This window comes from Paenibacillus alvei DSM 29 (genome assembly GCF_000293805.1).
GTDB lineage: Bacteria > Bacillota > Bacilli > Paenibacillales > Paenibacillaceae > Paenibacillus_B > Paenibacillus_B alvei.
Window position 1 is genome coordinate 797483 of sequence record NZ_AMBZ01000002.1, and the last position, 15018, is coordinate 812500.

12 protein-coding genes, 1 other RNA gene and 1 pseudogene are annotated in these 15018 nt (G+C 47.0%); all 14 read left to right on the forward strand.

Going from position 1 to position 15018, the window contains the following annotated elements:
* Window positions 1–523 precede the first annotated feature (523 nt).
* Window positions 524–2125, forward strand: a complete 1602-nt coding sequence (locus PAV_RS10015) for a CTP synthase (RefSeq protein ID WP_005545709.1) — start codon at window positions 524–526, stop codon at window positions 2123–2125.
* A 240-nt stretch (window positions 2126–2365) separates the two neighbouring features.
* On the forward strand, window positions 2366–2764 hold the full coding sequence (locus PAV_RS10020) for a response regulator (RefSeq protein WP_005545710.1): 399 nt from the start codon (window positions 2366–2368) through the stop codon (window positions 2762–2764).
* A gap of 274 nt (window positions 2765–3038) precedes the next feature.
* Window positions 3039–4025 carry a Gfo/Idh/MocA family protein gene (locus tag PAV_RS10025; RefSeq protein ID WP_005545711.1) on the forward strand — a complete coding sequence of 329 codons (987 nt, stop codon included), beginning with the start codon at window positions 3039–3041 and terminating at the stop codon, window positions 4023–4025.
* A 121-nt stretch (window positions 4026–4146) separates the two neighbouring features.
* Window positions 4147–5001, forward strand: a complete 855-nt coding sequence (fba, locus tag PAV_RS10030) for a class II fructose-1,6-bisphosphate aldolase (RefSeq protein WP_005545712.1) — start codon at window positions 4147–4149, stop codon at window positions 4999–5001.
* A 168-nt stretch (window positions 5002–5169) separates the two neighbouring features.
* On the forward strand, window positions 5170–6423 hold the full coding sequence (locus PAV_RS10035) for a UDP-N-acetylglucosamine 1-carboxyvinyltransferase (RefSeq protein WP_040735650.1): 1254 nt from the start codon (window positions 5170–5172) through the stop codon (window positions 6421–6423).
* A 470-nt stretch (window positions 6424–6893) separates the two neighbouring features.
* Window positions 6894–8189 carry a transcription termination factor Rho gene (gene rho / locus PAV_RS10040; RefSeq protein ID WP_005545714.1) on the forward strand — a complete coding sequence of 432 codons (1296 nt, stop codon included), beginning with the start codon at window positions 6894–6896 and terminating at the stop codon, window positions 8187–8189.
* 146 nt (window positions 8190–8335) lie between these two features.
* Window positions 8336–8533, forward strand: a complete 198-nt coding sequence (gene rpmE, locus PAV_RS10045) for a 50S ribosomal protein L31 (protein ID WP_005545715.1) — start codon at window positions 8336–8338, stop codon at window positions 8531–8533.
* Window positions 8534–8740: 207 nt separating this feature from the next.
* Window positions 8741–9667, forward strand: a complete 927-nt coding sequence (locus tag PAV_RS10050) for a helix-turn-helix transcriptional regulator (protein ID WP_005545718.1) — start codon at window positions 8741–8743, stop codon at window positions 9665–9667.
* A gap of 18 nt (window positions 9668–9685) precedes the next feature.
* Entirely contained in the window at window positions 9686–10300 is a 615-nt protein-coding gene (locus PAV_RS10055) for a hypothetical protein (protein WP_005545719.1), read from the forward strand.
* Between the two features lie 57 nt (window positions 10301–10357).
* An RNA gene (gene ffs / locus PAV_RS33290) (signal recognition particle sRNA large type) lies at window positions 10358–10625 on the forward strand.
* A 175-nt stretch (window positions 10626–10800) separates the two neighbouring features.
* Window positions 10801–11943 carry an ATP-binding protein gene (locus tag PAV_RS10060; RefSeq protein ID WP_005545720.1) on the forward strand — a complete coding sequence of 381 codons (1143 nt, stop codon included), beginning with the start codon at window positions 10801–10803 and terminating at the stop codon, window positions 11941–11943.
* A gap of 100 nt (window positions 11944–12043) precedes the next feature.
* Window positions 12044–13813 carry a DNA polymerase III subunit gamma/tau gene (gene dnaX / locus PAV_RS10065; RefSeq protein ID WP_005545721.1) on the forward strand — a complete coding sequence of 590 codons (1770 nt, stop codon included), beginning with the start codon at window positions 12044–12046 and terminating at the stop codon, window positions 13811–13813.
* Between the two features lie 35 nt (window positions 13814–13848).
* Window positions 13849–14159: pseudogene (locus PAV_RS10070) on the forward strand (YbaB/EbfC family nucleoid-associated protein).
* 128 nt (window positions 14160–14287) lie between these two features.
* A complete protein-coding gene (gene recR, locus PAV_RS10075; protein WP_005545723.1) occupies window positions 14288–14887 on the forward strand; it encodes a recombination mediator RecR in 600 nt (199 codons plus the stop codon).
* The last annotated feature ends 131 nt before the right edge of the window (window positions 14888–15018 follow it).

Sequence of the window (15018 nt, forward strand, 5' to 3'; positions counted from 1 at the left end):
CATTTTAGAATGCCGCTTGCTTATATTTCCTGTGCCCCCTAACTGATCTTAGGCGTGTGCAGGAGGGATACGTAAGCGGCATTTTCCATATGAGCTGCCCGTGCGAAAAATCACCTCGATCTCCCTTGACACGGGATTGCCTACAGAGTAAACTAGCATATGGGCTTTGGATTTACACGTAATTAAATAGAGTCATTTTCACATATGAAGAAAGTGCCCCGTGACACTACGGGAGTCACTTTTTTGTTTTTTAGGATACGAATTGCGGATTTTGCGGCTTTGTTGCTGGTTGCAATTGGTACAATTTGATTCGTATAAAATAGCTCCCGTCCACTACGGAACATGACTTCCGGACAATTTAGACAGGAGCTTTTTTAATGACATTTTGCATCAATGAATATTGCGCAAATGGGTTACGATAACAACATGAGATTATGGGACTCGCGTGTATCGAACCTGTTCTACAGACAAAGCCTCCCGAGAACATGTCTTGAATGCACTTGATCATAGGAGGGTTTCACCAGTGGCAAAATATATTTTTGTAACGGGCGGCGTCGTTTCTTCTCTTGGTAAAGGGATTACGGCAGCATCCCTGGGCAGATTGCTGAAAAATCGAGGGCTTAAAGTAACGATCCAAAAATTTGATCCTTACATTAACGTTGACCCGGGCACAATGAGCCCTTATCAGCATGGCGAAGTTTTTGTAACAGATGACGGAGCAGAGACAGACCTTGACTTAGGTCACTATGAACGCTTCATCGACATCAACCTGTCGAAGAACAGCAATGTGACAACTGGTAAAGTATATTCTACGGTAATTTCGAAGGAGCGCCGCGGTGAATACCTTGGCGGTACTGTACAAGTTATCCCGCATATTACGAATGAAATTAAAGAGCGCGTATTCCGTGCAGGCAAGGAATCCGGTTCTGATGTTGTCATTACCGAAATCGGCGGTACAGTCGGCGATATCGAGAGCTTGCCGTTTTTGGAAGCAATCCGTCAAATTAAAAGTGATGTAGGTCGTGACAACGTGATGTACATTCACGTTACCTTGATTCCTTACATCAAAGCTGCAGGCGAAGTAAAAACGAAGCCTACGCAGCACAGCGTAAAAGAATTGCGCAGTATCGGTATTCAGCCAAACATGCTCGTATGCCGTACAGAGCATGAGCTTGCAGAAGATATGAAGCGCAAGATTTCCTTGTTCTGCGATATTGATGCGAATGCGGTAGTAGAATGCCGGGATGCTTCCACATTGTACGAAGTACCATTGATGCTTCATGAGCAAGGCATGGACGATTTCGTTGTAAATCACTTGAAGCTCCAAACTCCAGAACCAGATATGGTGGAGTGGACGAAGCTTGTAAACCGCGTGAAGCAGCTTGAAGGCCAAGTGGAGATCGCAATCGTTGGTAAATATGTAGCCTTGCATGATGCTTACTTGTCCATCGTAGAAGCGTTGGCGCATGCAGGTATTGATGCCAATACGGAAGTTAATATCCGTTGGGTGAATGCAGAAGAAATTACAGAAGAAAACGTAGATGCAGAATTGTCGGGCGTACATGGTATCTTGGTGCCAGGCGGATTCGGCGATCGTGGTATCGAAGGTAAAGTAACAGCAATCCGCTATGCGCGTGAACAGCAAATTCCGTTCTTCGGTATTTGCCTTGGTATGCAAGTTGCGGTTATTGAATATGCACGTGCTGCGGCAGGCTTGAATGGCGCGAACAGCTCCGAAATCAATCCTGCGACAGAATATCCAGTTATCGATCTGCTTCCTGAGCAGAAGGATATTGAAGATTTGGGCGGTACAATGCGTCTTGGTCTGTACCCTTGCAAACTGCAAGAAGGATCGCTTGCAATGTCCTGCTACAATGATGAGCTGGTGTACGAACGTCACCGCCATCGTTATGAGTTCAACAATGAATATCGTGAAGTAATTGAAGGCGCAGGCTTGAAGATCAGCGGTACGTCCCCAGACGGCCGATTGGTGGAAATTGTAGAGCTTCCAGGTCATCCTTGGTTCTTGGCTGTACAGTTCCACCCAGAGTTCATTTCACGTCCGAACCGTCCACAGCCATTGTTCCGCGAGTTCGTCAAAGCGGCAATGACGCATCGTGGATAAGGAACAATAGTCGCTGGAATCGTTTGAAGCGGGGCTCTCCTATTGGAGAGTCTTCGCTTTTTTTGTTTTTATGTGGGAGTTGCGATGTTTTTCCTAGAAGAAGAAGGATTTTATTGTAAAGAAGCGAATAAGTACTGTACATGTGGAGTGGTAAAATAAGCATGCAGTGTGAGAGATTAACTCATTTGAACAAGAGGATGCTGCACACTCGCTCGTGAGACGCGGTGGGAGGGGTACCAGTTGAATAATAAGAAAGTATTGATTGTCGATGATCAGAATGGTATTCGGGTTCTTCTCATGGAAGTGTTCAGTAGTGAAGGATACACGACTTTTCAAGCGTCCAATGGCAAGATGGCGCTGGAGATCGTAAAAGAAGAGTCGCCGGATATTGTCCTGCTAGACATGAAGATACCGGGCATGGATGGATTAGAAATTTTGAAGCAAATCAAGCTGATGAAGCCACATATGAATGTGATTATGATGACCGCTTATGGCGAATTGGATATGATTAAGGAAGCGACCGATCTCGGTGCATTAATGCACTTTACGAAGCCATTCGATATTGATGAGATGAGAGTTGCGGTCAATATGACATTAGAGCAGGGGCAGTCAAGTAACGAGATGACGATGCCTTCTTAAGAAGTAATGTATGATATAAAACAAGAAGCCTGCTGGGGGTTAAGCTCTAGCCTTCTTCAAAGTATCCGGTCAATGATAGTGGGCGACTTATAGCATTGGCTTGCGATACAGTGAATTGGACATGCCTCTAGTGGAGAGTGCTCGTGGACGAGACCTCCTTAGGGGCCTTCCTCGTTTATTGGGTATTGTGCTCTAAATCGCTGCTATAGGATACGGAAGCGATATAATCTAATGGTCAGTGGCACAATCATGGGATTTTACAGGGGGCGGATAAATGATGATACGAGTGGCTGTTTGCAGTTATTGGCATGTTCATGCGGAAGAATATACGGATTTTATTCTTCATCACCCAGATACAGTGCTGGCAGCAATATGGGATGAAAATGAGACGCGTGGCGAGCGCTATGCAAGCCGCTATCAGGTGCCGTTTTATGCAGATCTAGATCATATGCTGGCACAGGCGGATATCGATGCGGTTGTGGTTGTAGCGCCGACGCGTCTGCATGAGAAAATCATGGTAAAGGCAGCAAAAGCAGGCAAGCACATTTTCACAGAGAAAGTATTAGCCCCAACCTTGGCAGAAGCTGATCGCATCGTAAGGACTGCAGAAGCAAATAATGTTGTGCTGACCGTTGCTCTTCGAAAGCTATATGAGCGAGATATCATAACGCTGCGCAGAATAGTAGGAGAGGGCGCTGTGGGGAATGTATCGCTTGTCCGTGTGCGTATGGCGCACAACGGAGCTCTAGCAGGATGGCTGCCAGATCATTTCTACGATCGAACCGATTGTGGTGGTGGGGTAATGATCGATCTAGGCTGTCATCCAATGTATATTGCCCGTGTGCTGCAAGGGATGCCTCGAGCCGTGACTGCATCATATGGGTATGTTACTGGTAAAGAAGTTGAAGATAATGCAGTCGCGCTGCTCCAATATGATGGTGGTGCTATCGGAATTGCCGAAACAGGATTTGTTACCGGTCAATCCCCGTTCATGGTTGAGATTCATGGCGCAAATGGCAGCATTATGTATGGCATGCCGGACGATCAAATTCGCATACGACTGAATGAAGGAGACGGAGAGTGGAATATAATTCCGTTCGATGAACCGATTCCGAATATGTTCGAGCAGTGGGTAGATTATGTGCTGCGTAGAGAAACCAATCCAGACAACGTTAATATGGCGCTGGATCTGACAAAATTAATAGAAGCGGCCAATCAGTCAGCGGCTTTAGGGAAATCAATTCCTGTAAACGTAATGTAGCTGTTTTGTCAAGAGGTTGTTTACTTTTTCACGCCCAATTGTGATATAATAACACCGTATAAGATGTCGGCTCTAATCAAGATAGACAGACGACGAACAACTTCCTAGGAGGATGGAGACCATGCCATTAGTTTCGATGAACGAGTTCTTGCCTAAAGCAAAAGAGAAAAAATTTGCGGTAGGTCAGTTCAACATCAATAACTTGGAATTCACACAAGCAATTACAGAAGCGGCGATGGAAGAAAACGCGCCAATCATCTTCGGTGTATCCGAAGGCGCTTTGCGTTACATGGGAATGGAGTACACAGTAGCAATGGCTGAGGCGGCTGCTAAGAAATCCGGCTTGCCAATCGCTTTGCACCTTGACCATGGTAGCACATTTGAAGTAGCAATGGCTTGTATTCGTGCCGGATTCTCTTCCGTTATGTTCGATGGTTCCCATCATGCATACGAAGACAACATCCGTTTGACAAAAGAAGTTGTTAAAGCAGCTCACGCTATGGGCGTATCGGTTGAAGGTGAACTGGGTACAATCGGCGGCGTTGAAGACGATCTTCACGTAGACGAAGATGCAGCTCAATTGGCTAACCCAGAAGAAGCAATTCGTTTCTATGAAGAAACAGGTGTAGATGCACTTGCAATTGCTGTTGGTACTGCTCACGGCATGTACAAAGGCGAGCCTAAACTTCATTACGATATCATCGAAGCAGTAGCTTCCAAAATCCCAGTTCCAGTCGTATTGCACGGCGGTTCCGGTGTACCTGACGAGTCCATCCGCAAAGCGATTGCAGCAGGTGCAGGTAAAATCAACGTGAACACTGAAAACCAAGTTGCTTGCACAGCAGCTATCCGTGAAGCACTGGCTAAAGATGCGAACGTTATCGACCCTCGCAAATACTTGACGCCAGCACGCAATGCAATGGTTGAAGTTGTTCGCAACAAAATCCGCTTGTTCGGATCCAATAACCAAGCATAATCGATATTCATATTTATGTTTACGAATGCGGGAAAAGCACCGGTTCGCGCCGGTGTTCTTCCCTTTTTTGCGATTATTCCACGTTTTTGCAAATGAACATGAATCCAATAAAGCATATGGGCGAGCCGGATCTGTAACAGGTGCGGCGTGGGGGGAACTTAGCTTGTGATGGAAAAGTTAATGATTTGCGGTGGGCGACCGCTGCGTGGCGCTGTGCAAATCAGCGGCGCAAAGAACAGTGCAGTCGCACTCATTCCTGCGGCAATATTGGCAGAGAGTGAAGTAGTGCTCGATAACTTGCCGGCATTAAGTGATGTTGCAACCTATACGGAGATTATTAGCGAACTCGGCGGAGAAGTAAGCTGGGAGGGCCCTTCCTTGCGAATTGACCCATCTAGCATGATTTCGATGCCAATGCATAACGGACCTGTGAAGAAATTGCGGGCCTCCTATTATCTAATGGGTGCCTTACTTGGGCGTTTCGGCGAAGCGACTATTGGCATGCCGGGAGGATGCAACTTTGAACCCCGTCCGATTGATCAGCATATTAAAGGATTCGAAGCATTGGGCGCTACGGTAACCAATGATCACGGAGCAATCCATATTTCGGCGCGCGAATTGCGCGGCGCCAAGATCTACCTCGATGTGGTTAGTGTAGGAGCAACCATTAATATTATGCTGGCGGCTTCCCGAGCCAAAGGCATCACCATTATCGAAAATGCGGCCAAAGAGCCTGAAATTATAGATGTAGCCACTTTGCTCAATGCAATGGGGGCTAGAATCAAAGGTGCTGGTACTGAATCCATTCGAATTGAAGGAGTGGGGGGGCTGCATGGGTGCCGACATTCTATCATTCCGGATCGCATTCAAGCAGGAACCTATATGATCGCTGCGGCAGCTACGCGTGGCGATATTCTCATCGACAACATCATCCCTAAGCATTTGGAAGCACTTACGGCGAAGCTGGAGGAAATGGGTGTGCAAGTCATCGAAGGAGACGAGTCTCTTCGTGTGATTGGCCAGCCTGACTATGAGGCTATCGATGTAAAGGCCCTCGTGTATCCAGGATTCGCAACAGATCTTCAATCACCGATGATCAGCTTGCTCACGCAAGCTGCTGGCGTAAGTATGCTGTCCGATCTCGTATATAGCAATCGATTTAAAAATGTGCCAGAACTGCTTCGTATGGGCGCCAAAATCCGTGTGGAAGGACGTTCAGCAGTCATTGAGGGAGCAAAGCTGAATGCAGCAAAGGTGAAAGCCGCTGATTTGCGTGCGGGGGCATCACTCGTGATTGCAGGACTAACTGTAGCAGATGGCATCACAGAAATCTCCGGTGTAGAGTATATTGACCGGGGCTATGATAATCTGGTTACGAATTTGCGCAATTTAGGCGCTGATGTATGGCGTCAGACGGAATAAATTGGCGGTTATAGGGTAAAAATAGGATAATGATCGTTTCGCAATCGTGGGTCAAGGGTGGTAACAACTTTCCGATAAGCTCCGATCAAGTGACCTGCAAGCGCGAAAATTCTAGTACTCGGCGTTTGTTTAGCGATCTGTATCCGAAAGAGAGTGATAGTGGTGCATTCTCTTTCGGATACAGAAGAAAATGCAACCTTTTAGCAAGTTCGAACGTACGAAGAGTATTTCCCTTTCTATTCCTTGAAGACGCTGTAGCGTTTAGCACCATCACTTCCATAAGTGCTTCGCTTCAATGACTTTCTTACCCAGGCCGACAGTTCCCATCTGTTATCTGTCCACTATTCATTGTATCAACCAGCCTTCATTTCTCATACTGACATACCGCTGCGTTTATACGTATCGATATCACAATTGGACTTATTCTTCTGACATCATTTGTATTTATCAACAGAATAGGAGTTGTATTCATGGAGTTACAAATTTCCGATTTGGAAACGAAAAAACTGACCGAGCTATATAAACTAGCAAAACAATTTCAAATTGCAGGCTATGGTCAAATGAAGAAAAAAGAATTAATATTTGCTATCTTGCGCGCGCAGGCGGAACAAGGCGGCTTTATGTTTATGGAGGGAATACTGGACATTCTTCCGGAGGGCTTCGGTTTCTTGCGTCCTATTAACTATTTGCCGAGTTCAGAAGATATTTATATCTCTCAATCTCAAATTCGCAGATTCGACCTTCGTACGGGTGACCTCGTATCAGGGAAGTGCCGTCCTCCAAAAGAGAACGAGCGATACTTCGGATTACTTCAAATCAATGCTGTAAACGGCGAGAACCCAGAAGATGCGGCACAGCGCCTTCACTTCCCTGCTTTGACACCGCTATATCCAGAGAAGAAGCTTGTGCTTGAAATGGCTTCCAACAAAGTGTCTACTCGTATTATGGATATGCTCGCGCCGGTTGGGCTTGGACAACGCGGACTTATCGTAGCTCCTCCTAAGGCCGGTAAGACATTACTTCTGAAGGAAATCGCGAATAGCATCTCGACCAACCACCCTGAGATTGAACTATTCGTCCTGCTCATTGACGAGCGTCCTGAGGAAGTAACGGATATGCAGCGTTCTGTAAAAGGAGAGGTTGTTGCATCCACATTTGATGAGGTGCCAGAGAATCATATCAAGGTAACAGAGCTTGTTCTGGAGCGCGCTTTGCGTCTAGTAGAGCATAAGAAGGATGTAGTTATTCTGCTTGATAGTATTACGCGCTTGGCTCGAGCTTACAATCTGGTGGTTCCACCGTCTGGCCGTACATTATCTGGCGGTATCGACCCTGCTTCCTTCCATCGTCCGAAGCGGTTTTTCGGTTCTGCCCGCAATATTGAAGAGGGTGGCAGCCTGACGATATTGGCAACAGCGCTGGTTGAGACAGGCTCGCGTATGGATGACATCATTTATGAAGAATTTAAAGGAACAGGGAATATGGAGCTTCATCTGGATCGTAAGCTGGCTGAACGCCGTATTTTCCCGGCTATCGATATTCGCCGCTCAGGAACGCGCCGCGAAGAAATGCTCTTGTCCAAGGAAGAACTGGATAAGTTGTGGGCAATTCGCAAGAATATGAACGAATCTCCAGAATTCGTGGATCAGTTCTTGAAGAAGCTGCGCGATACAAAGACGAACGAAGAATTTCTGGCATCACTGGATACGAGCGGTACGCCAACACCGCCTCCGCGCAGAACGCGCAGCAGCTCTGTGAGCTCCTAAGCACTCGTTCTTTGGTCATTAAGCGGACAAGAATATGGTTATAACATGAGATTGCGAACTTGATGCAAACATGCTATAATCCATTCATGCGTTTTTTATATACTCTGGGCACGCAAAGGGCTCAGGGCGGAAAGAGGTGAATTCGAGTGAAAGAAGCAATTCAACCGAAATACCACATTACGACTGTAACTTGCGCTTGCGGTAACACTTTCGAAACAGGTTCCGTTAAAGAGAACTTGAAGGTAGAGGTTTGCTCCGCTTGCCATCCATTCTTCACAGGTAAGCAGAAGTTCTTGGATGCTGGTGGTCGTGTGGATCGATTCAAAAAGAAATACGGCATGTAATACGTATGTTTATGATATGGACTCCCTTGCTGGCAACAGTCAAGGGAGTTCATTTTTTTTATATGTATAACTGCTCCCTTAGCGGTCTAACAGTTGGAACGGAAAATTCGCACAAAATGTCAAAACGACATTTGTGAAAATTCGCTACAATTAATTGGGACGGGAATTTTATCAAGATAGAAGCCTTCATCATGGGGAGGTCAGGCTATGTGGCGGGAACACGAGCAGTGGATTAAAGATGCTGTATCCTACATAGAACGAAATATAAAAGAAAACGTTGATGCGGTGGCCGTTGCGGAACATTGCTCGGTATCCCGTTTTCACTTTAACCGGGTGTTTCAACGGCATGTCGGAGTAAGTGCAGCAACTTTATTGCGAGAACGCAGACTGGCAGGGGCTGCGGCGGATCTGCTTTCCACAGATAAACGAATCCTGGATATTGCGCTAGAATACAGATTTTCTGGTCAAGACAGCTTTACACGTGCCTTCAAGCAGATGTACGGTATGACACCGAATGAATATCGCAAAGGTTTTCGTTGTTTTCATTGGACAAAGGAGGAGAATAGAATGATTGAAAATCAGGGTTCTATACCTGAACTGCAAGCTGCTCCGCCAGGATGGACAATTACAGGTGTATATCCGAACCAGTATCGGGTAAGCGTTGATCGTGTTCATGTTCATCGGGGAAGGGCATCGGGCACCATTCGAGCTAAAGAGGTTGCGGATCCACGGGGGTTCTGTACGCTGATGCAGATGATCAAGGCTGGAAAGTATGCTGGCCAGCGACTTCGTTTGTCTGGGTTCCTGAAGACGGACGGCGTTAAGGGATGGGCAGGCATGTGGATGCGGGTCGACGCCAAAGATGAAGTGCCTATCAACTTTGATAACATGGATGAACGCCCGATTGTTGGATCAACGGAGTGGAGCTCCTATGAAGTAGTGCTTGATATTGCTCCTTATGCGGAAGTGATTGCATTCGGTGTGCTGCTAAGCGGCTCAGGTCAAGTGTGGATGGATGGGATTCGCCTGGATATAGTTGATGACTCTGTTCCCACGACTGGTGGATTAGCGACGAATAATAAGATGCCTGATGAACCGGTGAATTTAGACTTTGAGATGGACTGTGAATCGTAAGAACGGAGCCTAGGCGGTATGGTTGAAAAATTATTCGAGCTTGGATTAGGATTTATATGGCATATCATTAAGGGAGAACTGCCGTTAACCATCATCGGTAGTACGCTTTTGTTAGGGGTATTGTTTGTATGTGTGGGGGAATGGAGTGAGCGCCGCAAGCAGGAGCGGTTGGTTCAGACCGAGCCTAAACCGCTTAGAAGCAAGCGCACTTTTATTAAGGACGCCATCATTGTGATGGCTGCCACCTTTGTCGTGGTCGGCAGTGCATATGGTATTTTTCGTTTGATTGCACGGGCTCTTCCTCATTGGGGATGGCCTGTTCTTCCGGATGGGAATGTCACACTTGCATGGATAAGTCTCATTGTGGTGATGCTATCTCTAGCAGGAATCCTTATCCTGGAGTTATTTTGGGGAGATAAGCCTGTGACTCTCGCACCATTTTGGATTGCATTTGGATTCGTGTGGGCTGCATTATCTACTTGTGTGCTGCAATGGGTGTATCCGATAGCGAGCGCTAAGTCTTGGGTTTATTTTATCTCAGGCTTGATTAGTGCGTTGCTATGTGTACTGCTGAGGTATCTTCAGCAAATGGACGAAGAACCGGGTAAAACAAGGAGGAAGGCAGTTCCATAACTGTTAACAAATGACGTTGGTTGCACTTTTGTTGCAAATCGTCTATACTAAGTTATGCCGTGCTAGACGGGGAGGTAGCGGTGCCCTGTAACTCGCAATCCGCTGTAGCGAGGTTGAATTCCTGTTAGAGGTTTTGTCGATGTGGGGTTTGGCGTCTACACTCGGTGTTGACGGCTGGGTCCTCCGCAATGGGTGCCTATGAACTTGGTCAGGTCCGGAAGGAAGCAGCCATAAGTAGGAGAGCTCATGTGCCGGAGGGAAGCCTGGCCTGAGTCGTAGTGTGGAAGTGCCGCTCGGATCGCAATTATCAATAACAGGTGCACGGTTCATATAGTGCATACGAGGACACCGGGATAACCGGTGTTTTTTGTTTAAACAAATATGAATACATGTTCATATTATATATATGGCAGGAAAAATACCGCCTTTTGGCGAATTGTACAACGAACAACAAGTGAGCGGATAATCTCATTTTCGTTTCTGCAAAAAGAGGTGAGTGTATGAACGAATCAAGCATACCGATACATGGCGCTCTGTCGCAACAGTCCCTACCTTCCTCCTGCAATGAAGGGGCAAATGTGAAGGCGTTGCACCTGCTACAGCAATTTGCCGGTGCTTTTATACAGGATGTAAATTTAGGGATTATGCTGTTGGATATTCAGTTTACCCTGGTGGACATCAGTGATATGGCCTGCAAAGTGTTAGGCTGGGAGAGGGAGAAGGTGCTCGGAAGACGTGTTAATGAGTTGTTTGGCGACATGCCTACAGAGCATCATCTCGTACAGCGATCATTGCTTGAAGGTGTGAGTGTTCGGAATCATGCTGTCTCTTGGCGAAATGGTGTTGAACGATATGAGCTTCTTATGGATTCCAATGTCATGCGCGATGAACAGCGCCGCATTGTAGGTGCGTATGTGCTGTTCAAGGATGTATCCAATTTGCGCTCGTTGGAGGAACAGGTGCAGCGAAGTGATCGGTTGGCAATGATTGGGCAAATTGCAGCAGGGACGGCCCACGAAATTCGTAATCCCTTAACCTCTATAAAGGGTTTTCTGCAGATGTTCAAGAAGACACTGCGTGACAAGGGGATGGCGAAGGAAGTCCATTATACCGAAATCATGCTAACGGAAATCAACCGGATTAATGAACTGGTCGGTGAGTTTCTGCTTTTAAGCAAACCGAAACATGTCACAATTGAGCGTGTTAATGTACATCAGGTAATGAACGATATTTTACCGATTATTCGCAGCGAGGCAGTACTGCACGGTGTACATGTTCGATACGAGGCAGGGGAGTCTGTACCGAATGTGGTGGCGGATCGCGAGCTGCTGAAGCAGGTGTTTATCAATATCGCCAAGAATGGAATAGAGGCGATGGTGGAAGGCGGCACGCTGACGGTGAGCGTGAAGCGGGATAGTGCAGAGCAGCGTGTGCTGATCGATATCCATGATACGGGTCCGGGGATTCCGGCATTTCTCGTTGATAAGATATTCGATCCCTTTTTTACGACAAAACAGAATGGAACGGGACTGGGGCTCTCGGTATGCCAACGAATTATTCATGATTTAGGGGGGACGATACGCGTTTCCTCTAAGGGGTTTGGCACGACATTTACGCTCGCAGTCCCTTATCAGAGCTCATAGAGATGTAGTAAGCGCCTCTCTTTTCCAAAGAGAGGGAATGGCTGTTTTTTTAGAGGTTATGATATAGTATAATAAGTAAAAACGTTTTCGAGGTTGCATCATGGGGCATATCGCATTGTATCGCGCATGGAGACCACAGTCATTTCAAGACATGGTCGGACAACAGCATATTATTCAAACGCTGCAAAATTCGCTGCGGGAGCGGCGTTTTTCGCATGCATATTTGTTTAGCGGCCCGAGAGGAACCGGGAAGACGAGTGCAGCGAAAATACTGGCGAAGGCTGTCAACTGCGAACAAGGGCCGAGCCCGGAGCCTTGCAACGCTTGTGAAGCGTGTCAGCGCATCACTGCCGGAGCTGTGATGGATGTAGTGGAAATCGATGCTGCATCGAATCGCGGTGTAGAGGAAATTCGCGATCTTCGTGAAAAAGTGAAATATGCGCCAACAGAAGTTCGCTACAAGGTGTACATTATTGATGAAGTTCACATGTTGACGACGGAAGCTTTTAACGCCTTGCTGAAGACGTTAGAAGAACCGCCTTCGCATGTGATGTTCATATTGGCGACGACAGAGCCGCATAGGCTTCCAGCTACGATTATTTCGCGTTGCCAGCGTTTTGACTTTCGTCGAGTCTCGCTTGCTGAGCAAGTACAGCGCTTGGCTCAGGTGTGCAAGGAAGAGAATATTCAAGCTGATCATGACAGTTTGACCTATATTGCAAAGCTGTCTGACGGCGGGATGCGCGATGCGATCAGCTTGCTGGATCAAGCAGCCTCCTTTACTGACGGAGCCATTACCTATCAACAGGTATTGGACATTACTGGGGGTATGCCCGAAGAGAGATTCGCTGAACTTGCCCGAGCGGTACAAGCGGGTGATGTTGGATCGGTGCTTTCGGTGGTTGAGCAACTGATGCAGGAGGGCAAGAGCGCAGACAAGTGCATGGAAAGCCTGTTGTACTTTTTCCGAGATCTGCTTATGATGAAGATGGTGCCGAGCGGAGATACACTAACGGATCGGTTGACTCGCGTGGAGTCTTTCCGTGATTTGGCGGAAGGGTTCACAGAGAGTCGTTTGTTTCACATCATCGATACGCTGAATCGATACCAGACGGATATGAAGTTCGCTGTGCAGCCGCAGACTTTGTTCGAGGTCGCACTGCTTCAATTGGCAGCTTCGGGTCAGCGTCCCTTGCATCGTGCTGCGGATACTGGCGAGTCCGTTCAAGGGGAGATTCGACAGGATGGAATGGAACATTCCTCCTCCCTGCAACATTTGCGTCAACAGATTACGTCTTTAGAGGCGAAGGTTGAACAGTTAATGAAATCAGGGGGGGCAGGTGCAGGCCGTCAGGAACAAGTAACGAATGAACGTACACCTGCTGCAACACGCCCATCTGGACGCGTATCCAAGTTCTCTAAGCAGCCGCCGCAGTTTGAGCGATACCTTGCGAATCATAACAGCGCCGAATTCAATCGCATTCGAGGTACTTGGGGACAAGTGCTGCAGCGAGTGAAGGAAGCGGGTGTCACCATTCATGCTTGGCTGGTTAACGGTGAACCTGTGTCATGTCTGGAGGATCGGATTCTGATTGGTTTCAAAAATTCGATTCACCGAGATACGACAGAGAAGCCGACTAATAAGCAGGTGATCGAGCAAGTGCTGTCCGAAACCTTTGGCAAGCCGTACCAGATGGATACCATGATGCTCAAGGATTGGGAGGCTGCAGCAGCCCGAACCGAAGACAAGGAAGAGCAGGAATTCCAATTGGAGCCAGAGGGCCAAGAAGGCCGCAATCATTCTCAAGAACCATGGATTGACGAGGCAATCCAGTTATTTGGAGAAGATCTCGTTGTCATAAAAGAGTAATTTATATTAAATGGAGAAAAAGGAGATTCACGGCGATGAACAATATGAATCAAATGATGAAGCAAGTTAAAAAATGCAAGAACAAATGTTGAGAGCTCAAGAAGAATTGGCTGATAAAAAAGCAACTGGCACTTCTGGCGGCGGAGCTGTAACTGTAGAAGTTAACGGCCACAAAAAAGTGCTTAGCATTGCTATTAAACCAGAAGTAGTGGATGTAGAAGATATCGAAATGCTTCAAGACCTTGTTATGACCGCTGTTAATGATGCGTTGACAAAAGCAGAAGACATGGCAAATGACGACATGTCCAAATTCACAGGCGGAATGAAAATTCCTGGCTTGTTCTAAATCTAGACACATGAATGTGAGGCATATACCGATTCCGGTATATGCCGTTTCTACCATTAGGGGAAGTTTTTTGGGTGTAAGGACGAGGTTGCAATCGTCGATTAAGCTATCGTAAAGGAGAGCCCGCATTGTATTATCCAGAACCGATCGCCAAGTTGATCGAGGCATTTACACATTTGCCCGGAATCGGGCCGAAGACGGCGGCTCGTCTTGCGTTTCATGTACTCCGTATGCAGGAGGACGATGTTATTGATTTTGCGAAGGCGCTTGTTAACGTAAAGAGAAACCTGCATTACTGCTCTGTGTGCTGCAATATTACAGATATTGATCCTTGCCGTATTTGCTCAGATAAGACGCGTGATGCCTCTGTCATGTGCGTTGTACAAGAAACCAAGGATTTGGTTGCGATGGAGCGTACGAAGGAGTTCATGGGGTATTATCATGTGCTTCAAGGTGCAATATCCCCAATGGAAGGAGTAGGCCCGGAGGATATTCGTCTTGCTGAGTTGCTCAAGCGGCTTAGTGATGAGCGGGTTAAAGAATTAATCTTGGCCACCAATCCGAATATTGAAGGGGAAGCAACAGCAATGTATATCTCAAGGCTTGTGAAGCCGTTTGGCATACGTGTTACGAGAATTGCCCATGGTCTGCCTGTGGGCGGTGACTTGGAATATGCGGATGAGGTGACCTTATCTAAGGCGCTAGAAGGCCGACGCGATATTCAATGAGGTAATTAGAGTGGTTCAGCACAGGAGTGTATAATTGCTGTTATTTGATATAGGGGCTCTCGACCATCGAGGGCTTTTTTTGTTGTCTGCAAGGAGATCTGTAGTGTTGAATGGATATGAAACGCTAAGAC

Coding starts and splice junctions, on each gene's coding strand:
- PAV_RS10025 (WP_005545711.1), top strand. CDS start 3,039: ATGATGATACGAGTGGCTGTTTGCAGTTATTGGCATGTTCATGCGGAA.
- fba (WP_005545712.1), top strand. CDS start 4,147: ATGCCATTAGTTTCGATGAACGAGTTCTTGCCTAAAGCAAAAGAGAAA.
- PAV_RS10035 (WP_040735650.1), top strand. CDS start 5,170: ATGGAAAAGTTAATGATTTGCGGTGGGCGACCGCTGCGTGGCGCTGTG.
- rho (WP_005545714.1), top strand. CDS start 6,894: ATGGAGTTACAAATTTCCGATTTGGAAACGAAAAAACTGACCGAGCTA.
- PAV_RS10050 (WP_005545718.1), top strand. CDS start 8,741: ATGTGGCGGGAACACGAGCAGTGGATTAAAGATGCTGTATCCTACATA.
- PAV_RS10055 (WP_005545719.1), top strand. CDS start 9,686: ATGGTTGAAAAATTATTCGAGCTTGGATTAGGATTTATATGGCATATC.
- PAV_RS10060 (WP_005545720.1), top strand. CDS start 10,801: ATGAACGAATCAAGCATACCGATACATGGCGCTCTGTCGCAACAGTCC.
- dnaX (WP_005545721.1), top strand. CDS start 12,044: ATGGGGCATATCGCATTGTATCGCGCATGGAGACCACAGTCATTTCAA.